This is a genomic window from Kitasatospora sp. NPDC023118, assembly GCF_055560875.1.
Genome location: NZ_JBVHHW010000032.1, coordinates 28156 through 48554, shown reverse-complemented (window position 1 = coordinate 48554; position 20399 = coordinate 28156). Strand labels below are relative to the sequence as shown.

The 20399-nt window shown below is 72.0% G+C and carries 21 protein-coding genes and 2 pseudogenes; 15 read left to right on the top strand and 8 right to left on the bottom strand.

What is annotated here, in order from left to right; translation table 11 throughout:
* The first annotated feature begins 2 nt into the window (after positions 1–2).
* From ACZ3UD_RS31340 to ACZ3UD_RS31315, 6 genes and pseudogenes are all read left to right on the top strand, one after another.
* The gene (locus ACZ3UD_RS31340) at positions 3–1610 is read left to right on the top strand and encodes a (2,3-dihydroxybenzoyl)adenylate synthase (RefSeq protein WP_465595221.1); all 1608 of its coding nucleotides are present in this window, start codon (positions 3–5) and stop codon (positions 1608–1610) included.
* Positions 1603–3438: an ABC transporter ATP-binding protein gene (locus ACZ3UD_RS31335; protein WP_465595218.1), complete on the top strand. Its 1836-nt coding sequence runs from the start codon at positions 1603–1605 to the stop codon at positions 3436–3438. The genes ACZ3UD_RS31340 and ACZ3UD_RS31335 overlap by 8 nt, the downstream gene beginning before the upstream one ends.
* Positions 3435–5228: an ABC transporter ATP-binding protein gene (locus tag ACZ3UD_RS31330; RefSeq protein ID WP_465595215.1), complete on the top strand. Its 1794-nt coding sequence runs from the start codon at positions 3435–3437 to the stop codon at positions 5226–5228. Before ACZ3UD_RS31335 ends, ACZ3UD_RS31330 begins: the two co-directional genes overlap by 4 nt.
* Before the next feature lie 707 nt (positions 5229–5935).
* Positions 5936–7582: an IPT/TIG domain-containing protein gene (locus tag ACZ3UD_RS31325; protein WP_465595212.1), complete on the top strand. Its 1647-nt coding sequence runs from the start codon at positions 5936–5938 to the stop codon at positions 7580–7582.
* A gap of 502 nt (positions 7583–8084) precedes the next feature.
* A pseudogene (locus ACZ3UD_RS31320) lies at positions 8085–9048 on the top strand (integrase core domain-containing protein).
* A gap of 20 nt (positions 9049–9068) precedes the next feature.
* A pseudogene (locus ACZ3UD_RS31315) lies at positions 9069–9278 on the top strand (MerR family transcriptional regulator); the annotation flags it as partial.
* Positions 9279–10104: 826 nt separating this feature from the next.
* Here the strand turns inward: ACZ3UD_RS31315 and ACZ3UD_RS31310 are convergent.
* The 3 genes from ACZ3UD_RS31310 to ACZ3UD_RS31300 form a co-directional block, all read right to left on the bottom strand.
* On the bottom strand, positions 10105–10485 hold the full coding sequence (locus tag ACZ3UD_RS31310; protein WP_465595209.1) for a CBS domain-containing protein: 381 nt from the start codon (positions 10483–10485) through the stop codon (positions 10105–10107).
* 162 nt (positions 10486–10647) lie between these two features.
* Positions 10648–12171 carry a DEAD/DEAH box helicase gene (locus ACZ3UD_RS31305; protein ID WP_465595206.1) on the bottom strand — a complete coding sequence of 508 codons (1524 nt, stop codon included), beginning with the start codon at positions 12169–12171 and terminating at the stop codon, positions 10648–10650.
* Between the two features lie 355 nt (positions 12172–12526).
* Positions 12527–12730, bottom strand: a complete 204-nt coding sequence (locus ACZ3UD_RS31300; RefSeq protein WP_099897249.1) for a cold-shock protein — start codon at positions 12728–12730, stop codon at positions 12527–12529.
* 516 nt (positions 12731–13246) lie between these two features.
* Between ACZ3UD_RS31300 and ACZ3UD_RS31295 the strand changes: the two genes are divergently transcribed.
* The 3 genes from ACZ3UD_RS31295 to ACZ3UD_RS31285 all read left to right on the top strand — a co-directional run bounded on the left by ACZ3UD_RS31295 (position 13247) and on the right by ACZ3UD_RS31285 (position 14563).
* Positions 13247–13474 carry a hypothetical protein gene (locus ACZ3UD_RS31295; RefSeq protein ID WP_280682232.1) on the top strand — a complete coding sequence of 76 codons (228 nt, stop codon included), beginning with the start codon at positions 13247–13249 and terminating at the stop codon, positions 13472–13474.
* A gap of 344 nt (positions 13475–13818) precedes the next feature.
* Entirely contained in the window at positions 13819–14106 is a 288-nt protein-coding gene (locus ACZ3UD_RS31290) for a hypothetical protein (RefSeq protein WP_465595202.1), read from the top strand.
* Between the two features lie 94 nt (positions 14107–14200).
* The gene (locus ACZ3UD_RS31285) at positions 14201–14563 is read left to right on the top strand and encodes a hypothetical protein (RefSeq protein ID WP_465595199.1); all 363 of its coding nucleotides are present in this window, start codon (positions 14201–14203) and stop codon (positions 14561–14563) included.
* A 382-nt stretch (positions 14564–14945) separates the two neighbouring features.
* Here ACZ3UD_RS31285 and ACZ3UD_RS31280 read toward each other — a convergent pair whose 3' ends face one another.
* Positions 14946–15227: a helix-turn-helix domain-containing protein gene (locus ACZ3UD_RS31280; RefSeq protein ID WP_380396685.1), complete on the bottom strand. Its 282-nt coding sequence runs from the start codon at positions 15225–15227 to the stop codon at positions 14946–14948.
* Positions 15228–16142: 915 nt separating this feature from the next.
* Here ACZ3UD_RS31280 and ACZ3UD_RS31275 point away from each other — a divergent pair.
* Entirely contained in the window at positions 16143–16337 is a 195-nt protein-coding gene (locus tag ACZ3UD_RS31275; protein WP_396254322.1) for a hypothetical protein, read from the top strand.
* Positions 16338–16658: 321 nt separating this feature from the next.
* On the opposite strand, the gene ACZ3UD_RS31270 is transcribed toward ACZ3UD_RS31275, so the two are convergent.
* Both ACZ3UD_RS31270 and ACZ3UD_RS31265 read right to left on the bottom strand, forming a co-directional pair.
* Entirely contained in the window at positions 16659–17057 is a 399-nt protein-coding gene (locus ACZ3UD_RS31270) for a DUF2267 domain-containing protein (protein ID WP_465595196.1), read from the bottom strand.
* A gap of 55 nt (positions 17058–17112) precedes the next feature.
* Positions 17113–17517 carry a DUF2267 domain-containing protein gene (locus ACZ3UD_RS31265; RefSeq protein ID WP_400673481.1) on the bottom strand — a complete coding sequence of 135 codons (405 nt, stop codon included), beginning with the start codon at positions 17515–17517 and terminating at the stop codon, positions 17113–17115.
* 199 nt (positions 17518–17716) lie between these two features.
* On the opposite strand from ACZ3UD_RS31265, the gene ACZ3UD_RS31260 reads away from it, so the two are divergent.
* Positions 17717–18004, top strand: a complete 288-nt coding sequence (locus ACZ3UD_RS31260; RefSeq protein WP_465595191.1) for an STAS domain-containing protein — start codon at positions 17717–17719, stop codon at positions 18002–18004.
* Here the strand turns inward: ACZ3UD_RS31260 and ACZ3UD_RS31255 are convergent.
* Entirely contained in the window at positions 17967–18401 is a 435-nt protein-coding gene (locus ACZ3UD_RS31255; RefSeq protein ID WP_465595188.1) for an Hsp20/alpha crystallin family protein, read from the bottom strand. The genes ACZ3UD_RS31260 and ACZ3UD_RS31255 overlap by 38 nt on opposite strands.
* A gap of 109 nt (positions 18402–18510) precedes the next feature.
* Between ACZ3UD_RS31255 and ACZ3UD_RS31250 the strand changes: the two genes are divergently transcribed.
* The 4 genes from ACZ3UD_RS31250 to ACZ3UD_RS31235 all read left to right on the top strand — a co-directional run bounded on the left by ACZ3UD_RS31250 (position 18511) and on the right by ACZ3UD_RS31235 (position 19705).
* On the top strand, positions 18511–18780 hold the full coding sequence (locus ACZ3UD_RS31250; RefSeq protein ID WP_465595185.1) for a hypothetical protein: 270 nt from the start codon (positions 18511–18513) through the stop codon (positions 18778–18780).
* A gap of 18 nt (positions 18781–18798) precedes the next feature.
* Entirely contained in the window at positions 18799–19041 is a 243-nt protein-coding gene (locus ACZ3UD_RS31245; protein WP_465595182.1) for a hypothetical protein, read from the top strand.
* The gene (locus ACZ3UD_RS31240) at positions 19016–19312 is read left to right on the top strand and encodes a hypothetical protein (protein ID WP_280682213.1); all 297 of its coding nucleotides are present in this window, start codon (positions 19016–19018) and stop codon (positions 19310–19312) included. The genes ACZ3UD_RS31245 and ACZ3UD_RS31240 overlap by 26 nt, the downstream gene beginning before the upstream one ends.
* 228 nt (positions 19313–19540) lie before the next feature.
* A complete protein-coding gene (locus tag ACZ3UD_RS31235; RefSeq protein WP_280682209.1) occupies positions 19541–19705 on the top strand; it encodes a hypothetical protein in 165 nt (54 codons plus the stop codon).
* A gap of 94 nt (positions 19706–19799) precedes the next feature.
* Here ACZ3UD_RS31235 and ACZ3UD_RS31230 read toward each other — a convergent pair.
* Positions 19800–20399: hypothetical protein (locus tag ACZ3UD_RS31230; RefSeq protein ID WP_465595177.1), on the bottom strand; the 600-nt coding region annotated here is incomplete at its 5' end.

Here is a 20399-nt window from a genome sequence, read left to right as displayed (position 1 = left end):
CCATGCTCGACGGATTCACCGCCTGGCCGACGGAGTTCGCGGACCGCTACCGCGAACTCGGCTACTGGCGGGGCCGCACCCTCGGCTCGCTGCTGCGCGAACAGGCGCTCGCCACGCCCGAGCACACCGCCGTGGTGGACGGCGGCCACCGCTGGACCTACCGCGAGGTCGACGACCTCGCCGACCGGCTGGCCGCCGGACTGCACCGACGCGGGTTCACCGCCGGTGACCGGGTGCTGGTCCAACTGCCGAACATCGCGGAGTTCGTGCCCCTGCTGTTCGCGCTGTTCCGGCTCGGCGCGGTCCCGGTGCTCGCCCTGCCCGCGCACCGCGAGACCGAACTCGTCCACCTGGCCCAGCTATCAGGGGCGCGGGCGTACGTGATCCCGGACGTCCACCTCGGCCACGACCACCGGGCGCTCGCCCGCACCCTGCTGGCCGAGGCGCCACAGCTGCGCGAGGTGCTGGTGGCCGGCGAGGCGCAGGAGTTCACGGCGCTGGCCGAAGTGACCGCCGACCCGCTGCCGCTGGCCGGGCCGGACCCGTCGGACGTGGCGCTGCTGCTGCTGTCCGGCGGAACCACCGGCGCGCCCAAGCTCATCCCGCGCACGCACAACGACTACGTCTACAACGCCACGGCCAGCGCCGAGGTGTGCGGCTTCGACGCCTCCACCCGCTACCTGGCCGCGCTGCCGGTCGCGCACAACTTCCCGCTGGCCTGCCCGGGCCTGCTGGGCACGCTGAGCGTGGGCGGCACGGTGGTGCTCACCCCGACCCCGAGCCCCGACGACGCCTTCCCGCTGATCGAGCGGGAGCGGGTCACCGCCACCGCGCTGGTGCCGCCGCTCGCCCTGCTCTGGCTGGAGGCCGCCGAGTGGACGCCCGCGGACCTCGGCAGCCTGGAACTGCTCCAGGTCGGCGGGGCCCGGCTCAAGGCCGAGGCCGCCCGGCGGGTCGGCCCGGTGCTCGGGTGTGCCCTCCAGCAGGTGTTCGGGATGGCCGAGGGCCTGCTCAACTACACCCGCGCGGACGATTTCGAGAAGTTGCTGCTGGAGACCCAGGGCCGCCCGCTGGCCGAGCACGACGAGCTGCGGATCGTCGGTCCGGACGACCGCGAAGTGGCGCCGGGCGAGACCGGCGAGCTGCTGGTGCGCGGCCCGTACACGATCCGCGGCTACTACCGCGCGCCCGAGGCCAACCGCGCCGCGTTCACCCCGGACGGCTTCTACCGCAGCGGCGACCTGGTGCGCCGACTGCCCAGCGGCCACCTGATCGTCGAGGGCCGGATCAAGGACGTGATCAACCGGGGCGGCGACAAGGTCCCGGTGGAGGAGGTGGAGAACCTGCTGCTCGCCCACCCGGCCGTGCACGACGCGGCGCTGGTCGGGGTGCCGGACGACGTGCTCGGTGAGCGCAGCTGCGCCTGCGTGATCGCCCAGGGCGCCGCCCCCACCCGTGCCGAGCTGAACGCCCACCTCACCGGCCGCGGCCTCGCCGCGTTCAAACTGCCGGACCGCCTGGTCGTGCTGGACGCCTTCCCCCGGACCGCCCTCGGCAAGGTCAACCGGCGCGAACTCGCCTCCCTGGTAAGGGAGTCGGACCATGGCTGAGCACACGGAAGGCGGACTGCGCACGCTGTCCGCCCTGGTCGCCACCGAGCCGGGCATCCGCGCCCGGCTGCGGTCGGCCGCCCTGCTCGGCGTCATGTCCGGAGCCGGGGCGGTCGCGGGCTTCGTCTGCGCCGCCTACGCCACGGGCGGGCTGTTCGGCGCCGATCCGTCCTTCCCGGTCGGCTGGACGGTCGGTGCGCTCGCGGCGCTGATGCTGTCCTTCGCCGCCCGCTGGCTGGCCGACCATCTGGCGCACGAGGCCAGCTACGACTTCGAGGTCGCGCTGCGCCGCCGCCTGGCCGACGCGCTGGCCCGGATGCCGCTCGGCGAGGTGCAGCGGCTGGGCTCCGGGCGGATCAAGAAGATCCTCCAGGACGACGTCAAGGCCCTGCACAACGCGGTGGCCGATGCCCTGCCGTTCGTCGGCTCCGGGATCGCCCAGCCGCTGGCCGCGCTGCTCGCCCTCGGCGTCGTCCAGTGGCGGCTGCTGCTCGCGGTGCTGGTGGTGGTCCCGGTGGCGATCGTCTGCATGTCGCTGCTGACCCGGGACCACGCCGAGCAGCGGGCCCGGTACAACGCCGCCAACGAGCGGGTCAACGCGGCCGTGGTGGAGTTCGTCCAGGGCATGCCGGTGGTGCGGACCTTCGACGACGGCCGCTCGTCGGTCGGCCGGTTCACCGCCTCGGTACGGGAGTTCACCGAGGCGGTGGCCGCGTGGATCGCCACCTCGCGGGCCTCCGGGGTGGTCAACCAGCTGTTCGTGGTGCCGCTGCCGACGCTGCTGGTGGTGGCCGCCGCCTCGGTGCCGATGCGCGCGGCCGGCTGGATCTCCACCACCGAGCTGCTGCTCGCCCTGATGACCGGGGCGATGCCGGTCGAGGCGGTGGCGCCGCTGATGCACCTGGCCAACCACCTCAACGACGCCAAGGCGGGCGCGGTGCGGATCGCCGAGCTGCTGGCCACCGGGCCCCTGCCCGAACCGGCTCACCCGCGCGTGCCGGAGGGCTCCGCGGTCACCCTGGAGGGCGTCACCTTCCGCTACCCGGGCGCCGACCGGACCGAGCCCGTCCTGGACGGCGTCGACCTGCACGTCCCGGCCGGTACGGTGTGCGCGCTGGTCGGCCCGTCCGGTTCCGGCAAGTCGACGGTGGCCCGGCTGATCCCGCGCTTCTTCGACGTCGAGGCAGGCTCGGTGCGCATCGGCGGGGTGGACGTCCGCGACATCGCCGGGGACGTGCTGCTGCGGCACGTCGCCCTGGTGTTCCAGGAGCCCTTCCTGGTCGCCGGAACGGTCGAGGAGAACATCCGCCTCGCCCGGCCGCAGGCCACCGACGCCGAGGTCCGCGCCGCGGCCCGGGCCGCCGCCGCCCACGACTTCATCGTCGAAGAACTGCCGGACGGCTACCGCACCCAGGTCGGGGAACGCGGCTCCCGGCTCTCCGGCGGGCAGCGCCAGCGGATCACCATCGCCCGCGCGATCCTCTCCGACGCGCCGGTCGTCGTCCTCGACGAGGCCACCGCCTTCGCCGACCCGGAGAGCGAGGCCGCCATCCAGGAGGCGGTGGCCCGGCTCACCCGTGGCCGGACCGTCCTGGTCATCGCCCACCGGCTCGGCACCATCGCCGACGCCGACCAGATCGCCGTGCTCGACCACGGACGGATCGTCGAACGCGGCCGGCACGCCGACCTGCTCGCCGCCGACGGCCGCTACGCCCGGCTCTGGGCCCGCCACGACCGGGCGGCCGGCTGGGGGCTGTCCGGCCACTGTTCGAACGCCCAGGACGCCACCGGCGCTCAGGAAACCACCGGAAAGGAGGCCGTCCGATGAGCCGGATCCTGCGCCTGATGCTCACCGCGGCCGGCCCGTACGCGCCGCAGTTCCGCCGCACCCTGCGGATCTCGGTCGCGGCGAGCCTGGTCCAGGCGGCGGCGTACGCGAGCTTCGTACCGCTGCTCGCCGAGCTCACCCACGAGCCGGTGGACACCGGCCGGGCCTGGCTCTGGACGGGGGTGCTGGCCGTCCTGGTGGTGCTCGAAGGGGCGCTGCGGGTCCGGGAGCTGGGCTTCACCTACGGCTACTGGCACCTGGTCACCGAGGCCACCAGGCTGCGGCTGGGCGAGCGGCTGCGGGCGATCCCGCAGCAGGAGCTGGCCCGCCGGGCGGCCGGCGACCTGACCTCGGTGGTCGGCGCCAACGCGACCGCTGCGGCCACCGCCGTGTCCACGCTGTCCACCCTGTTCGTCCAGCTGGTGACCGTCCCGGTGGTGCTCGGCCTGATGGTCGTCCTGCTGGACTGGCGGCTTGGGCTGGTGCTCGCGGCAGCGGTGGGCGCGGCACTGCCGCTGGTCCGCCGGGTGCAGCGCTCGTCCAACGCCGGCTTCCACGCGGTGGACGAGGCCGACGCGCGGACGGCGAGCCGGATCGTCGAGTACGTGCAGGGTCAGCCGGTGTTCCGGGCCACCGGGCAGTCCGGCGCCGGCTCGCCCCGGCTGAAGGAGGTGCTCGCCCACCAGCACCACATCCAGTCGGCCGCGAACCGCTCGGCCGCCGTGCCCCTTGCCGCGGCCCAACTCCTGGTCCGGCTGGCCCTGGTGGCGCTGGTCGCGGTCGGCGCCGCGCTGGTCCTGGACGCCCGGCTCTCCCCCGGGCTGCTGGTCGCCGTGGTGGTCACCGCCGCCCGGTTCGCGGAGCCGCTGAGCATGGCGGCCGTGATGACCAAGCTGTTCGAGATGTCCGAGGCCGCGCTGGCCCGGGTGGACGAGGTCCTCCAACTGCCGTCCCTGCCGGTCGAACCGGGCGGCACCGAACCCAAGGGCTTCGAGCTCCGCTTCGAGCAGGTCACCTTCGGCTACGACGGGCAGGAGCGCCCCACCCTGCGGGAGTTCGACCTCACCGTGCCCGAACGCAGCCTGACCGCGCTGGTCGGGCCGTCCGGCTCGGGCAAGACCACCGTCACCCGGCTCATGGCCCGCTACGCCGACCCGCAGCACGGCACCGTCCGGCTCGGAGGGACGGACCTGCGGACCCTCGAACCCGACGAACTACTGCGCCACATCGCCGTGGTCTTCCAGGACGTCCACCTCTTCGACGACACCATCCGGGCCAACATCGCCATGGCAAGGCCGGACGCCACCGACGAGGAGGTCGAGGCGGCGGCCCGCGCCGCCAACGTGCACGAGTTCGTGGACCGGCTGCCGCAGCGGTACGGGACCCGGGTCGGCGAGATCGGCTCGGCCCTGTCCGGCGGCGAGCGCCAGCGCATCTCGATCGCCCGGGCGATCCTCAAGGACGCGCCCGTGGTCCTGCTCGACGAGCCCACGGCCGCCCTCGACACCGAGTCGGAACTGGTGGTCCAACAGGCGGTGGAACGCCTGGTGGCCGGCCGGACGGTGGTGGTGATCGCCCACCGGCTGTCCACGGTGGTCGGCGCGGACCAGATCGCGGTCGTCGAAGAGGGCCGGGTCACCCAGCGCGGCACCCACACCGAACTGCTCGCCGAACCCGACGGCCGCTACGCCCGGATGTGGGCGGCCCAGCAGACTGCCCGCCGCTGGCAGCTGCCGGCGTCATCCGCCCAAGGAGCCGTTCAGCGCCCAAGCGAGTCGGTCCGACCCTGATCCGAATTCGGCGTTCCGGCCCGGTTCCGGTGTTCGTCACCGCCGCATCCGGGACGCCTCATCGAGCAGACCTGCGACGGTGTCATCGCTGAGCGCGCACCGGACGACCCGACCTTCCCCGGTGGCGCAGTCGGTCGCGGTCCAGGACCAAGGCGCACACCGTCCTCCGGGACACCGACCTCGACCTCTCCCCCGGCACCTGCACCGCCTGCGGCCGCGGGTCTGTCCATCGGCCGCCGATAACGGGTCTGTACGGTCTTCTGGACAGGCCCGAGGTCGTCTCCACTCGCGCGACCAGGTCGGCACCCGATACGACCAGGGCCCGCACCGTCGGGTGCGGGCCCTGGTCGTTGAGCAGGTCCGGCCCGACGCCGAAGACCTCCTCGACGGCCCAGGCAGCTGATGGGAGCTGACTGGGTGTCACCGTCGCGTACGGACAGCGTGCGGTGAACGCGCACGCTCGGCCAAACGGATGAGATGCGACCCTTTTGCTAGTCGCCCAGCGCCACCAGTGCGCTACTTGGAGCAATCACATTCCGATGGGCCGCCCATCCCTTGCCGGGGGACATGGTCGAACCATCCGGAGACATCGGTGTTCCCGGTTCGGCAGCTGCGGGCGCCCCCGGTGAGGATTTCCGGTCTGTTGTCGGCTGACGCGTCTGCGGCGGCCGACAGCGGTCGACGGCCCCGTGAACGAAGGGAACGTCATGCCTGCGATTCTCAGTTGGGGACCACTGGTGGAAGGTCCCACCGTGCCTGTGGGAGCCGGTCCCATCGGTATCGCCATCACACCGAGCGGGCGATACGCGTATGTCGCCAACAACGGCGACAGCACCGTGAGCGTGATCGACACCGCGTTCTTCACCACGGTCGCCACCATCCCCGGTCTCGCCGGCCCCGTGGGTGTGGCCCTCGGCCCGAGCGGAACCAGCGCCTACGTGACCAACGCCAGCTCTGGCACCGTCAGCGTCATCAGCACTGCCACCAACACGGTCACCGCCACCATCACGGTGGGAAGCAGTCCGTTCGAGGTGGCACTCACACCCGACGGGACGCTCGGCTACGTCGCCAACCACGGATCCGGCACCGCCAGCGTCATCGACACCGCCACCAACACGGTCACCGCCACCATCGGGCTGGGCAACAGCCCCAACGGGGTCGGCGTCGCACCCGACGGGCGCCGGGTCTACATCAGCAACCAAGGCTCCGGCACCGTCAGCGTCATCGACACCGCCACCAACACGGTCACCGCCACCATCACGGTCGGTGCCAACCCCATCGGGGTGGCGGTCACCCCGGACGGGAGCCACGTCTATGTGGCGAACAACGGCGACGGCACCGTGAGTGTGATCGACACGGCCACCGATACCGTGGTCGGCTCCCCCATCCCGGTGGGCACCAACCCGGCCGGCGCGGCGAGCAGCCCGGACGGCTCCCAGATCTGGGTGGTCAACTTCGGCTCGAACTCGGTGAGCGTGATCGACACGGCCACCAACACCGTGACGGACACCCTCACTGTGGGCGCCTCCCCCTCCCGGGTGGCCATCACTCCCAACGGGCTGTCCAGTTATGTGACCGACAACGGCGCGAACGCCGTCACCGTGATCGAGAAGCTCCGTGCCATCAGTCCTAATGCCGGCCCCATCGAAGGCGGCACGGTGGTCACCATCACCGGGGTCAACCTGGCGGGCGCCACCGCAGTGAACTTCGGTTCCCGTCAGGCGTCCGTCATCGCTGACACGGCCAACCAGCTCACCGTCATCAGCCCACCTGGTTCCGGTACGGTCCCGGTCACGGTCGTGACGCCCGGGGGTACCAGCAACCAGGCGCTGTTCCAGTACGTCCCCCCTCCGGTGGTGACGGGCATCGACCCGATATCCGGGCCCATCGCCGGTGGCACCAGCGTGACCATCTCCGGCATCGGCCTGCGGACCGCCCACTCGGTCACCTTCGGGGCAACCCCGGTGCGTCCCACCGTGGTCTCCGACACCCAGCTGACCGTCACCGCCCCGCCCGGCACCACCGCAGGGTCCGTCCCCGTCAGCGTCACCACCGCCGGCGGGACGGCCCGCAACCTCACCTACACCTATCTGGACGCCCCCACCGTGACGGCCCTCAGCCCCGGCTCCGGACCGGTCGCCGGCGGTACACCGATCACCCTCACCGGTACCGGCCTCACGACAACCAACCAGGTGACCCTGGGCGGTGTGCCGGTGGCGTTCAACGTTATCTCGGACACCACCCTCACGCTCCAGTCCCCGCCTGGGACGGCAGGTCCCGCGAACCTGACCGTCATCACCTCCGCCGGCGCCGCCACCGTCACCTACACCTACCTGCCCGCGCCCACCGCCTAGGCGACGGCACCGCCTCGCCCCTGTCTCGAAGGAGCAATCACGCGACTCAACCACCTGGCCGTCCGCTGCGGCTTTACCTGGACGGCCGGGACGTGCCCGGCCCGGGGGAGCAGCCGGAGGAGGCGTTCACCGCCTGCCTGACGGCCATTGAGGGCCGCGCCCGGGAGCACCTGGTCGCCGTGTAGCCCCGCCGTACGCCGAAGGGCGGCACCGGTCTTGATGGTCCGGTGCCACCCTTCGGCGTACGCGTGGTCCTCCCCGCTGCCCTGCCGACTCGGCGTCAGGCTCCGCGGTGCCCGCCGCGACCGGTTCGAGGGCAGTCTCCTGGTGCCGCCCGTGGAGACCGACCCCGCGGCTTCACCACGAACCCACGGGTCCTGTCGGGCTCGGAAAGTCATCGCCGCAGGTGGCAGCGATAGAGCGACCTCGGCTGGCACCATGTCCGCGTGATCGTTTCGCTGCTTACAAGGTGGCCCGCAAGCTGTTGTCCGTACCCGGGGTGCTGCTGCGCCGCCAGATATCCGGCCGCTCCGCTACGAGCCCGCGGACAGGTTCTGGCTGGCAGCGCTCCCCAGCCTGATACCCCGTCACCGTTGGCGGGCAGTCTTCCCGGTCACTCCCGGCACGCTGCTGGCTTGGCACCACCGACTCATCACGGCGAAGTGGGCTACAGCACACGGCGCACCCGCACCGGGCGACCGCCGACCAAGGCAGCACTCAAGAAGCTGATCCTGCACCTCGCCCGAGAGAACACGAGGTGGGGCCACAAGCGGATCCAGGGCGAGCTGGCCCGTCTCGGGCACCCGATCGCCGCATCCACGGTGTGGGAGATCCTCCATGCCGCCGGCATCGACCCAGCCCCGCGCCGCACCGGCCCGTCCTGGCGCGAGTTCCTCACGAACCAGGCCGAGGGCATCCTCGCGGCGGACTTCCTCCATCTGGACACCGTGTTCGGCCAGCGGCTGTACGCGCTGGCGTTCCTCGAACACGGCACCCGACGCCTGCCCATCACCGGCGTCACCGCCCACCCCACCCGGGACTGGGCAGCGCAGCAGGCCCGGAACCTGGCAGCCGACCTCGGCTCCCATGCGGAGTCCCTACGCTTCCTGCTGCGCGACCGGGACGGCAAGTACGGCCAGGCCTTCGACGCCGTCTTCGAGGCCGAAGATATGGAGATCCTCAAGAGTGCGCCGCGAACTCCCCGGATGAATGCCCACTGCGAGCGAGTGATCGGGAGCATCCGGCGTGAGGCCCTCGACCATGTCCTCATCTTGAACGAGGCCCACGCCCGGCAGGTCCTGACCGCCTACCAGCAGCACTACAACGCACACCGCCCCCACCGGGCACGCAACCAGCTACCGCCCGGCGCCCACGAGCAGCCCACCGCACACGACCTCGAGGGCCGAAAACTCCTGCGCACCCGCGTCCTCGGCGGCGTCATCAACGAGTACCGATACGCAGCTTGACCAGCAGCGATGACTTTTCGAGCCCCACACGTTCCGACGGCGGCCACCGCCGCTACTCCCGCTACCAACTGCGCATCGCCATGCGCGCCCGTGACCTCGTCGACCAGGGCACCGCCATCGAGGCCGCCTGCCGCATCGTCATCCTCGAAGACCAACTCGAAGAAGCCCTGCGTATCAACGAAGAGCTCCGCGGTTCCCCGCGCGGCCAGGAGTCCGCCGCCGACACCTGACCCGCCTGCCAGGCCGACTAGACCGGTCCGCGGCGAGCGACGGGCGCTCACGCCGCCCCGGACACGATTACCCCTCAGCCCCCGGTCGCCGGCTGACCGTTCTCCACCGGCCAGGCCGCCCGACACCCTGCCTCACTGGCGCGGACCGGTTCCAGGCCGCCCGGTACGACGGCACGCCGCCCGTTGAAGTACACACCCGGGGCGTTCGTCCACTACCGTTCCGCCCGGGTCATGACGCGTGCCCCGCAGCGTGAGCCCGGGCCCGGCCTGCTTCCCGTTGACCGGACCGAGCCCGCGCTCCCACTGCCTCGGTCGTATCCCCGATGACCACTCGCGACCGCCCGCGCCGCGCGAGTGGTGACCGAGGAAGGGACGCCGACGCTACTTCCGCACGGCCCGCTCTTCGGATGCACCGGCCCCCTCGGGACCGGATCGTTCAGGCCACGCTCAGTGCACAACTGTGCTTCCCTTGCCTGGCCCTTGGCCGCGCCCGCCGCTGACGGTTCGCCTGCGCTGAGCGGGGCGGTCCGCGCGGTCGCCCGGCCGCTACGGTGGGGTTGCGCCGCCGCACGCGGGTCGTCAGGCAAGTCGCCCGTTTTGCGGGCGCACTACGGCCCGCCCGAGACCGGGCCGCGAGGAGTACTCGGTGGCCGTCCCCGCGGAGTCCGCCCCCCTGCCCTCGACATCCGCCTGCGATCGGGAACCGGCGGCCTGGTGCTCGACCCGATGGGCGACCCGGACCAGGACAGCGGCCCAATGCTGAACGCTACCGTGGACAGCGCCCTGGACGCGCGACTGTCGGCGCGTCGGCGCCGGCAGAGCTGGCCTAGAAGCTGAGCAGGCCGATGGCGTGGCCGTCGGGGTCGACCACCGGCCACGTGTCCAGGCCGTGGGCCCGCATGGTGGCGGCTGCGGTGGTGGCGAGCATGTCGGCGGTGGCGAACGGGGCCTGGTCGAGGACGATGTCGCGCACCGGGGTGCGCTCGGTGGACCGGGTGCGGGTCTGGAACGGTGCGAGGTGCAGGCGGGTCAGCAGCCCGGCGCAGCGGCCGTCGTCGTCGCGGACCAGGAGGTGGTCGGCGCCGGAGCTGTGCAGGATGTCGATCGCCATGTCGACCATGACGTCGTCGCTGATCTGCAGCTCGGGGTGTCTCATGAGGTCGCCGACCGTGACGGTGGTCGCGGGGTGTTCGAGGGTGAGGGTCATGGGCGGACTCCTTGGTGTCGGTTCCGCCGGGGCCGGCGGTGGTCGGGGCATCGGCGGTGGGATGGCCGGCGGGGGTCCGCCGGAGCGGGCAGGGACTCGTGTTTCGCGCTGGTGAGTCGTTTGGGCCTGGACCGCAGCGCGGTCCAGGCCCACAGCTGCCTACTAGGCGGCGAGGGCGACGCGCCTCGGTGCCCGGCGGCGGCCGGAGGAGGCCTGGTTGTCGCGGCCTGCGACGGTCTCGCGGGTGTCACCGGCCGCGTGGGCGGGACGGCCGCGGCGGCCGCGACTCGTGGACGGGCTGCGGCGCGGCCGCTCGACGACGGGGGCGGCGATCACCGTGGGGATACCGGTGGGCACGCGGGCGCCGGTGATGCGGGTCAGGTCCTCGTCGCCGGCGCTGACCCTGGTGGTGACAGGGGTGATCCCGGCGGCGGTCATCAGGCGGGCCATCGCACGGCGCTGGTTGGGCAGCACCAGCGTGACGACGGTGCCGGACTCGCCGGCCCGAGCGGTGCGGCCGCCCCGGTGGAGGTAGTCCTTGTGGTCTGCCGGCGGGTCCAGGTTGACGACCAGGTCGAGCCCGTCGACGTGGATGCCGCGGGCGGCGACGTTGGTCGCGATCAGCGCGGTGACCTGGCCGGTGCGGAACTGCTCCAGGGTGCGGGTGCGCTGCGGCTGGGACTTGCCGCCGTGCAGGGCGGCGGCCTTCACCCCGTTGGCGAGCAGGTCCTCCACCAGGCGGTCCGCGCCGTGCTTGGTGTCGATGAACATGATCACCCCGCCGTCACGGGAGGCGATGTGGGCGATCGTGGCGTTCTTGTCGTAGTTCTGCACGTGCAGGACGTGGTGCTCCATGGTGCTGACCGCTCCTGCGGACGGGTCCACCGAGTGCGTGACCGGGTCCTTGAGGAAGTTCCGCACGAGCCGGTCGACGTTGCGGTCCAGGGTGGCGGAGAACAGCATGGTCTGGCCGCCTTCGGCGACCTGGCCGAGGAGCTCGGTGACCTGCGGCAGGAAGCCCATGTCGGCCATCTGGTCGGCCTCGTCGAGGACCGTGATGCCGACCCCGTCCAGCTGGCAGTCGCCGCGCTGGATCAGGTCCTTGAGCCGGCCGGGGGTGGCCACCACGACCTCCGCCCCGTGATTCAAAGCTTTGGCCTGACGCCCGATCGACATCCCGCCCACCACGGCCGCCATCCGCAGCCGCACCGCGTGCGCGAACGGGGTGAGAGCGTCGGTCACCTGTTGCGCGAGCTCGCGGGTGGGGACCAGCACCAGGGCCAGCGGGCGGCGCGGCTCGGCGCGCCGCCCGGCGGTGCGAGCCAGGACGGCGAGGCCGAACGCGATGGTCTTGCCGGAGCCGGTGCGGCCTCGGCCCAGCACGTCGCGTCCGGCCAGCGAGTTCGGCAGCGTCGCGGCCTGGATCGGGAACGGCGCAGTGACGCCCCGGCGGGTCAGGGTGGAGAGCAGAGCCTTGGGCATGTCCAGTTCGTCGAACGCTTCGACGGCCGGGAGCGCCGGGGTGGTGCTCACTGGCATAGCGAACTCGCCCTGCGGAGAAGAACTCTGGCGGGCGCTACGGCCGCGGGCGGGCCGGTCTCCGTAGAAGGAGCTGCCGCTGGACCGGGAGGATGCCGAGGAGCGGGAGTTGGCGTTCTGGTACGAGGAGCGACTGGAGCGGTTCATGTGAGACCTTCCTGGGGCGGCACGTCGCGAGGAAGCTCCGCAGCGCGAGGCGCCAGCAGGAGGTCGCAAGGAACGGGCCGAAATGTGGGGAGCGGGGCGTGGACGGTGGAACCGTGCGGCACGCGCTCGCCGCGGAGGGCGGGAGCGGAGAACCTCGAACCGTGAGCTGTCACGGCAAGGCCGCGATCCGGACGCGGCGCTGTGCGTCTCGCGTGGGGATGGCCGCCGGTCGCGGAGCCAGGGGGCCAGAAACAGCCGGGGAAGTGCGTCGTGGCGCAATGCCGAGGGGCCCGCACCGGGCATCATGTACGCGGTGCGGGCCCCTCGCTGCTAGGCGGGTGCCATGGCAGAAAAACTACAGCGGACGAATGTTCTCGGCCTGCGGGCCCTTCTGGCCCTGCGTGACGTCGAACTCGACCTTCTGGCCCTCGAGCAGCTCACGGAAGCCGTTGGCGTTGATGTTCGAGTAGTGGGCGAAGACGTCAGCGCCGCCACCATCCTGCTCGATGAAGCCGAAGCCCTTTTCCGCGTTGAACCACTTCACAGTGCCATTAGCCATAAAGAAATCTCCTTCAAGGGGCTGTCCGAAGCACGCACAGCGCGCGCTTCGAGTCGCCGCGATGAGCACCCACCCGGGGAAGAGCCGGGAAACAAAAATGTGCCTGCGAAACACCAGCAGGCGCACACAAAGTTCATGGGAACCACTACTGCAACTAAAACGACTCTAGCAGGCCCGGGCCCGCCGCGGGCGGATATTCCACCCCGGTCCTGCAGAGCCCCTTCCCCGGGACCGCCGGGCGCGGGGCAACAGGCCCGTCAACACGCATGAACGGCAGCCCGGTTGGGCATGGATCCCGCCTCCTGGGCACCGACCACTCGCTCTTCCAGGAGGGCGAGTCGCGCGGGAGCCGAGCACCCGCCCCCCGCCGCGACAGGCCCGGGAAAGCGACGCACCACGCCCACCGGCGCCATCCGGGGGCGCGCTGGACGGCTTGCGCGAAATTCCTGTCGTAGCTCCGAAATCGAGTGCGCCGAGAAGTCCCGCTCCCGCGATTTTCGGCGCATACTGCAGGGAATGACGAAATCTGCAGCAGTCCGCCGTGTCCTGCCCACCAGCCCCTTCAAGGCCCGGATCGAAGCACCGCGCAAGCACTTCGCCGTCGGCGACCGGGTCACCCACGACACCTACGGCCTCGGTCGGGCCATCGGCGTCGAAGGCGACAGCGACATCGCGGTACTCGTCGACTTCGGATCGCGGCGGGAACGCATCACCCAGCCCTACACCGCGATGTTCAAACTCTGACCCAGGACGCACGCGGTTCTCCGCCGAGTGCGCCGCGCACGGCGCGGACCCTGCGGTACGCCCCTGGCCCGTCGGATCGGCGCACCGTCCACAGGACGCGCACCCTGGCCGGGTCGAACGGGAACCCGACGCTCCGGCCCCGTAGCCTCACCGGCAATGGCCGGAAGGGCATGTGACGAGTCGTCACCGATGGGCGGGTGCGGGCTGGGCAGGCGATAAACTCTGCGCGTGGATGACAAACATCTGTTTGAGTCCGTCTGTGCGGTGCTCTCCCACCGGGTTCGAGCCGACACCGTCGCAGGCGGCCGGGCTCTTCGCCCGGCCGCGGCCGGGGGGGCGGCCTGGTGCTGGGGTGGAGCCCGGGCCAGGACCTGATCGGACCGACCCTCCACGCCTGCCCGCATCCCGCCGACGTCGCCGGGCGCACCGAGTTCCGCGGCGTCCGCGGCGCGCTGATGCTGGCCCTGGCGGAGGTCCTCGGCTCCGCGGGCTTCACCGTCACCACCCTCGGAGCCGACCTGCTCGTCACCGCCGGCCCGCATGATCCTGGCGATGCCCCGGCCCTCACGGCCGCCGCCACCTGCCCTGCACCGCGGCGCAGCCGATCGGCGTGTCAGGTCGCCGTCGCGTAGCGCCCGGCCGTGCAGCAGGCGCAAGGCCCGTGGCCGCCATGGCCGCTGCCCCGGGCCCGTGGGCGCCGCGGAGGCCGTGTCCTATTCTGGGGGCATGTCGAACCCTGACGGGCTGCTCGTCGACATCGCCGCGATGGTCGAGTCCGAGCACAGCAATCAGATGTCCCTGACCGTGGTGGTCCCCGGCGCCGTGATCACCGGCAGGCTCGCGCCGGTGACCCTGTGGTTGGAGCGGGTCGAGGAGGTCCTCCAGGCCTCGGAGCACCTGAAGCCCTTCGCCGCTCTCTTCGCCCCGCCCGCCGACGGCCCGCCCGCGCGGCCCACTCATCTGCATCTCCACCGGGCGAAGATCCTGCAGGGCGACTTCGGGCTGCCCCACACCGGCGGCATGTACCGCATCGCCATCGAGGACGTCAGCAGCTGGACGGTCGGGGACCTCAGCTACTCCGATTCCTGAGAACCACCGCAGGCCCAAGTGGCCGCCTGGCCTGGCGCCCTACGTCCCCGCAACAAGGAGTCGCTGAGCCTTGAGTGGGGTGTCGTGACGGCTGGTCCGGGTGGGACCGCTGACGGCCCTGGCCGCAGAGGCGAAGGGCACAGCGGGCGGAAGGCACCGGCGCCCCGGGCGGTGCCGCCCTCTCTGAGCGGACCATCCCGAGCACCTGGCCGACGGGGTCCAGCCCGGCCGCGCCCTCCAGCCGCCACCTCTTGTGCCGCGCCGCGGTGTTGCCGTACGGGGCGACGGCCGGAGCGTGCGGCGCGAGGCCGTCCCCCTGTCTGGCCTCTGCGGCGGGCGGCCGTACGGCTGGAAGGAGCTGTGGGCCAGGTTGCCGGTCCGGTCAGGTGTCCGTGGTGGGCTCCTGGTGGTGTTGGGTGCGGCGGAGTTGTTCGTTGATGCGCAGGGCTTCCTCGAGTTGGTCTTCGAGGATGACGATGCGGCAGGCGGCTTCGATGGGGGTGCCCTGGTCGACGAGGTCACGGGCGCGCATGGCGATGCGTAGTTGGTAGCGGGAGTAGCGGCGGTGGCCGCCGTCGGAGCGCAGGGGGGTGATGAGGCGGTGTTCGCCGAGGGCTCGTAGGAAGCCGGGGGTGGTGCCGGTCATCTCGGCGGCGCGGCCCATGGTGTAGGCGGGGTAGTCGTCGTCGTCGAGTTTGTCGGGTGTGTCGGGGCTGGCCGTTGTAGTCACTGCACCTCTCTGGTTCTCGGGGAGAACGCGTCGAGGGGCCCCGGGGCCGTAGTCGGCTCCGGGGCCCCGAAGGGGAACAACACCATCTACCGGCCTTGGCCGGTCCTGTTACTTCCGCACTGCCCCGGGGGGGTGTGCGGGGATCGCGAATGCGTGACCGGAAACCACCGTCCTTGCCTTGGGGTCTGCGGTGTCCGCCCGGGTGAGTGTTCACGGGCCGGGCGATCCTGATGGCGCTTGCGCCCTCCGTTCATCCTTTGTACTGAACTGTCACTTTCGTACTGCTGGTACCGCACTCACTGAACTGCGTACTGCTGGTCGGTGGCCGTGACGGCCCACCCGATCCGGCAGCCCGGGCCCCGCCGGCCGTCCTGCACCTGCGCCGACTTGGAACCCCACTGCCCGGACCCCTCGACACGCGCGCCCGCAGTCTGGGCGCCTTTGCCGAGGTCCTGCCTGTCTTGCGACTGCCGGTACTGCACTCACTGAACTGCGTATCTACGGGTATCGCTGGTGGCGGCCCCTGATACCTGCGGGCCGCCCGGTCCGGCAGCCAGCCCCGTCGCCGTCCTGCACCTGCCTGGCTTCGGAACTCCACTGCCGGACCGAACCGCGAACTTCTGTCCAACAACCCCGGCCAGTTCGTGTCTGGCCGGTATCGCCGACTGCTGTCTACGAGAGAAACGTTAGACCCGCCCACGGGCAATGTCTACTCCGGCGCGCATAGATTTTGCGGCGCCCGCGAGTGAGGTAGCCTTCCGCTCCGCGGCGGCGGCAACCCCCCGAGCCGCCGCCGCGCGCCCGAAGAAACGAGCGACACCCCGCATGGAGGCGGCAGTGGAACACCTGGTGCCCACAGCACCAGAGACAGCCCGCAACGGACAGGCGGATCTGATCGAGGCGATCACCGGGGCCGTGCGCGACGGCGACAACCGAACTGTCCGCCGGCTGCTGGACCGCTTCGCCGAACTGGCCACCATCGCCGACCTGTACGCCTTGCGCGACGCCCTCGACACCGCCCGCCCATCTGGTGCCCACGGGTAGAGGTGACTCCTGCCGGAACGCCCTAGCGGACCTGCCCGACCAGGGCGTTTCAGATCGATCTTGCGCCTGGCGTCGTGGTGCGCAGCGCGCTCGCCCTGAGTGGTCGGGGCGAGGGGAGCCGATGCCCGTCCAGTAGGCGAGCTCCAGCACCGTGCCGGTGCCCGCCAGTGCCCGGTACGGCTGGACGGAGCGCACCTGCCGAGGCGGATGTCGCAGCGCACCACTGTGGCGCCGGACTTGAACCGGGTACTCGGCAGGGGCGGTAGCGGTCCTGCGTCGTCGGCCTGCGCGCAGAGGCCGACGACGGTGGTGTCGCCCTGGTCAAGCCGCGGCGGTGAGGTCGGCGCGGCCGAACAGAAGCGCGTAGCCGCGGGGCAGGTGGGCGAGGATTCGGTCGGTGAGCCGGTCGCCGGCCGGGTCGGCGAGGGCGGCCAGGACGGAGGAGGCGTCCCAGCGTGCGCTGGTGAGGCTGGTGTTCAGGGCGCGGGCGACGGCTTCGACGAAGGCCGGGGCAGCAACGGGCTGGGGCAGCGGGATCTGCGAGGCGAAGACGGCGCGGGCGCGTTCGGGCAGGGCTGCGGCGAGGTCGCAGCGTTCCTCGCCGGTGAGCTGGCTGCCGAGGACGGCCAGGACGGCGTGCAGGACGCGTTCGGCTTCCTCGTCACAGGTGTAACGGCCAAGGGTGCGGACGTGCTCGAGAAGGAGGCGGTACCGGGTCATGGCGGTGGCCTTCCGGGGCGGGGCCGACCAGGCGAGGGCGGCGGCGCGGACGGGTTCAGGGGCGGCGGCCGGGCTGGGGCCGGCCGAACAGGAGGTCGTAGCCGGGCGGCAGCTGGAGCAGGACGCGCTCGGTGAGGTCGTCGCCGGCCGCGTCGGCCACGGTGGACAGGACGGCGCCGATGTCCCACAGGGCGGTGGTCTCGGTGGCGCCCTCGATCCAGGCCGCGGTCGCGCGCACGAACCGCTCGGGGCTGAGTGGCTCGGCGGCCTGCAGCGGGTTGAGCAGGATCAGGGCGAGGGTCTCGGGCAGGCGGGCGGCCAGTTCGGCGCGCACGTCGCCGACCAGGTGGGCGCCGAGCAGGGCCAGGACGACCCGCGCCGCCCGCTCGGCCTCCTGGGGTGTGTCGTATTCGCCGCGCTCCCGGACCTCCTCCAGGAACGCCTCCCATCGAAGAGTCACCGCGGTTCTCCCTCCATCCTGAGGAGCCGGTGCGAACGGGTGCCCGGTCAGGGCTCGACGGTCAGGCGCCGGTGCAGGCCGGTGAGTTTGAGCAGCCGGACCACGCACTCCCGGGCCCTGCGGGACGGCCACCCCAGCCGGACGACCCGCCCGGCCCCGCGGTCCCCGACACACCACGGGCCGACAGCGAGAGACCACCATGCGCGATCAGGTCCAGGTGCCCTTCGTGGTGAGGGCCGGCGGCGAGATCGACCTCGACACCGCCCCCTCACTGCGCCGTGCTCTGCACGCCGCGCTCGAGTCGCACCGGGAGGTGGTGCTCGACCTGTCGGAGGTGACGTTCATGGACTGCGCGGGCCTGAGCGCCCTCGTCCAGCCCCTCAACCAGGCCGACCGCTTCGGCGCCCGTCTGGTCCTGCGCGGGGCGGGACGGCGGTCCGTGGGGCCGGTCAGGCCTGGATCTGCTTGCGGTCGCCGCTGTGGCTGATGGCGATCTTGCGGGGCTTGGCCTTCTCGGCGACCGGGATCTTCAGGGTCAGTACGCCGGCGTCGTAGTCGGCGCTGATCCCGGCGGGGTCGAGGGTGTCGGAGAGCATGAGCTGGCGGGAGAACACGCCGAGCGGGCGCTCGGACAGCTCCCACTTGACATTGTCGCCCTCGTGGCGGGGGCGGCGTTCGGCCTTGACGGTCAGCATGTTCCGTTCGACGTCGATGTCGATCGCCTGCGGGTCCACCCCGGGCAGGTCGAAGCAGATCACGTACTCGTCGCCGACACGGCAGGCGTCCAGCGGCATCGGGGCCGGCCGGGACCAGGTGCCGTTCGTGCCCAGGAACTGCTGGGTCAACCGGTCCAGTTCGCGGAACGGGTCAGTGCGCATCAGCATCGCGAAACACCTCCGCTGATCGATGGGAGCCAGTGCGCTTCACCTGAAACTGTTCTAGCATGTCATCTATCCGATGACAAATCCCTGAGTCACCAAAGAAGTGACACCAATGGGCAGACGGCCCGACCCGCCGGCCACCGGAGGCAGCCCGCCCACAGGACCGGCGTCCTTCCTCGCCGCCGCCGCGCTCGCCGCCATCGACGACGCCGTCCGCACCGCCCGGAACACCAGCCCGGCCGCCCGGCCCGGTGCCGGTACACCGGATGAGGGACCGGAGCCCGCGCTGGCCGCGCTGGTGCTGCTGCGCGAGCTGCGCACCGAGCTTGCGGGCTGGGAAGCGGGCCTGGTCGATGCCGCCCGCGCCGGCGGCACCACCTAGGCCGAACTCGGCCAGCCCATGGGCGTCGCCAGCCGCCAAGCCGCCGAGAACCGCTACCTGCGCCTGCGCCCCACCGACAGCACCTCCACCGAGGCGGAGACCAGCGCGGAGCGGGTCAAAGCCGTGCGCGACAAGCGGGCCGCCGAGCGCGCCGTCACCGCCTGGGCCCGCGACCACGCCGCCGACCTGCGCGTGCTGGCCGCCCAGGTCACCGCCGCGCCCGACCGCCTCCGCCATGACAGCGACCAACGACGCACCTGACGCCACCGCCGAGGAGCGCCGGCAGCACATCGAAGACCGGCTCGCCGCCATCGAACGCCGCATCCGCGAGCACAGCAGCGACGCCATCGCCACCATCGACGCCTGCCTGGCCAGAGTCGACGCCCTCCGCCACGACATGGCCCCGCAGGCCTTCCCCGCGCCCGCAGGCCCGCCGGCCATCCCGCCGCAACCGGCGCGAGCCCGCCTGAGAGCCTGCCCGCAACGGCTGGCCACCGGCAGTACCGAACGTCCCGGACGCACCGCCGGCTGAACAGCCCCCCGCCTGACCCCGCACCGGCCAGGACGGCCGCTGATCCCGTTCCGCGCGCATGAAAGGGCGAATATCGGTAAAACGGGTGGCGAAGGGGCGGTGCGGCTGCGCCGCCGGCGGTCGAAGCTCAGGCAGGCCGCGGACGACGTCAGGGGCGCCGTACAAGGCGCCGCGGACCGGGTGAAAGGCGCCCCTGAAGCGCAACGACTGACCAAGGAGGGCAGCGGCATGGCCCTGTTCCTGTTCATCCTGCTCATCGCCGTGGTGTTCGGCTTCCTCGGCGCTCTCGTGAAGGGCCTGCTGTGGCTGCTCGTCATCGGTGCCGTGCTGTTCGTCGCAGCCCTGGTGCTCGGCGGCGTGCGCCTGGGCCGCGGGCGAGGCGCACGCAGATAGGCGGGCCCCCGGGGCGCACCGTCCGCACCGGGTAAGGATCGTGCGCGAAGTGTCGGTGAAAGGGGACGGTGAGGCGTAGCCCGGCTCGTCGAGTTCAGCTGGCCGTGGCCCACTGGGTGGTTCGCGCGTGCAGAGGGGAGACGACGGCGGCGTAGCAGTTTCCGGGCAAGTCGGTGACCCAGTCGAAGGTGTCGAGAGTGACGCCGTGCTGGGCGGCGGCGTGGAGCATGTCGGCCAGCAGGGCGGTCGCGGCGGCTTTCTGCTCCTCGGTGCCGGGGGTGGTGCGGCGCTGAGCGGCTTCGTTGATGCGGTCGGTCAGGTCGCGGTGCCTGCGGACGGCGCGGTAGCACGTGCTGGGCAGGTCGGTGACCCAGTCGAAGGTGTCGAGAGTGACGCCGTGCTTCGCCGCGGCGTGGAGCATGTCGGCCAGCAGGGCGGTCGCGGCGGCGCGGTCCTGCTCGGTGCCCTCGTCGAGGCGGCGCTCGGCGACGGCATTGACGCGGTCGGCCAGGGTGCGGCGCCTGGCCATGGCGCGGTAGCACGTGCCGGGCAGGTCGGTGACCCAGTCGAAGACATCGAGGGTGACGCCGTGCTGGGCGGCGGCGTGGAGCATGTCGGCCAGCAGGGCGGTCGCGGCGGCGCGGTCCTGCTCGGTGCCCTCGTCGAGGCGGCGCTCGGCGACGGCATTGACGCG

Bases quoted from the DNA above. Each gene is read 5' to 3' on its own strand.
- ACZ3UD_RS31340 (WP_465595221.1), top strand. From the start codon at position 3: ATGCTCGACGGATTCACCGCCTGGCCGACGGAGTTCGCGGACCGCTAC.
- ACZ3UD_RS31335 (WP_465595218.1), top strand. From the start codon at position 1,603: ATGGCTGAGCACACGGAAGGCGGACTGCGCACGCTGTCCGCCCTGGTC.
- ACZ3UD_RS31330 (WP_465595215.1), top strand. From the start codon at position 3,435: ATGAGCCGGATCCTGCGCCTGATGCTCACCGCGGCCGGCCCGTACGCG.
- ACZ3UD_RS31325 (WP_465595212.1), top strand. From the start codon at position 5,936: ATGCCTGCGATTCTCAGTTGGGGACCACTGGTGGAAGGTCCCACCGTG.
- ACZ3UD_RS31310 (WP_465595209.1), bottom strand. From the start codon at position 10,485: ATGACCCTCACCCTCGAACACCCCGCGACCACCGTCACGGTCGGCGAC.
- ACZ3UD_RS31305 (WP_465595206.1), bottom strand. From the start codon at position 12,171: ATGAACCGCTCCAGTCGCTCCTCGTACCAGAACGCCAACTCCCGCTCC.
- ACZ3UD_RS31300 (WP_099897249.1), bottom strand. From the start codon at position 12,730: ATGGCTAATGGCACTGTGAAGTGGTTCAACGCGGAAAAGGGCTTCGGC.
- ACZ3UD_RS31295 (WP_280682232.1), top strand. From the start codon at position 13,247: ATGACGAAATCTGCAGCAGTCCGCCGTGTCCTGCCCACCAGCCCCTTC.
- ACZ3UD_RS31285 (WP_465595199.1), top strand. From the start codon at position 14,201: ATGTCGAACCCTGACGGGCTGCTCGTCGACATCGCCGCGATGGTCGAG.
- ACZ3UD_RS31280 (WP_380396685.1), bottom strand. From the start codon at position 15,227: ATGGGCCGCGCCGCCGAGATGACCGGCACCACCCCCGGCTTCCTACGA.
- ACZ3UD_RS31270 (WP_465595196.1), bottom strand. From the start codon at position 17,057: ATGACCCGGTACCGCCTCCTTCTCGAGCACGTCCGCACCCTTGGCCGT.
- ACZ3UD_RS31260 (WP_465595191.1), top strand. From the start codon at position 17,717: ATGCGCGATCAGGTCCAGGTGCCCTTCGTGGTGAGGGCCGGCGGCGAG.
- ACZ3UD_RS31255 (WP_465595188.1), bottom strand. From the start codon at position 18,401: ATGCTGATGCGCACTGACCCGTTCCGCGAACTGGACCGGTTGACCCAG.
- ACZ3UD_RS31250 (WP_465595185.1), top strand. From the start codon at position 18,511: ATGGGCAGACGGCCCGACCCGCCGGCCACCGGAGGCAGCCCGCCCACA.
- ACZ3UD_RS31245 (WP_465595182.1), top strand. From the start codon at position 18,799: ATGGGCGTCGCCAGCCGCCAAGCCGCCGAGAACCGCTACCTGCGCCTG.
- ACZ3UD_RS31240 (WP_280682213.1), top strand. From the start codon at position 19,016: ATGACAGCGACCAACGACGCACCTGACGCCACCGCCGAGGAGCGCCGG.
- ACZ3UD_RS31235 (WP_280682209.1), top strand. From the start codon at position 19,541: ATGGCCCTGTTCCTGTTCATCCTGCTCATCGCCGTGGTGTTCGGCTTC.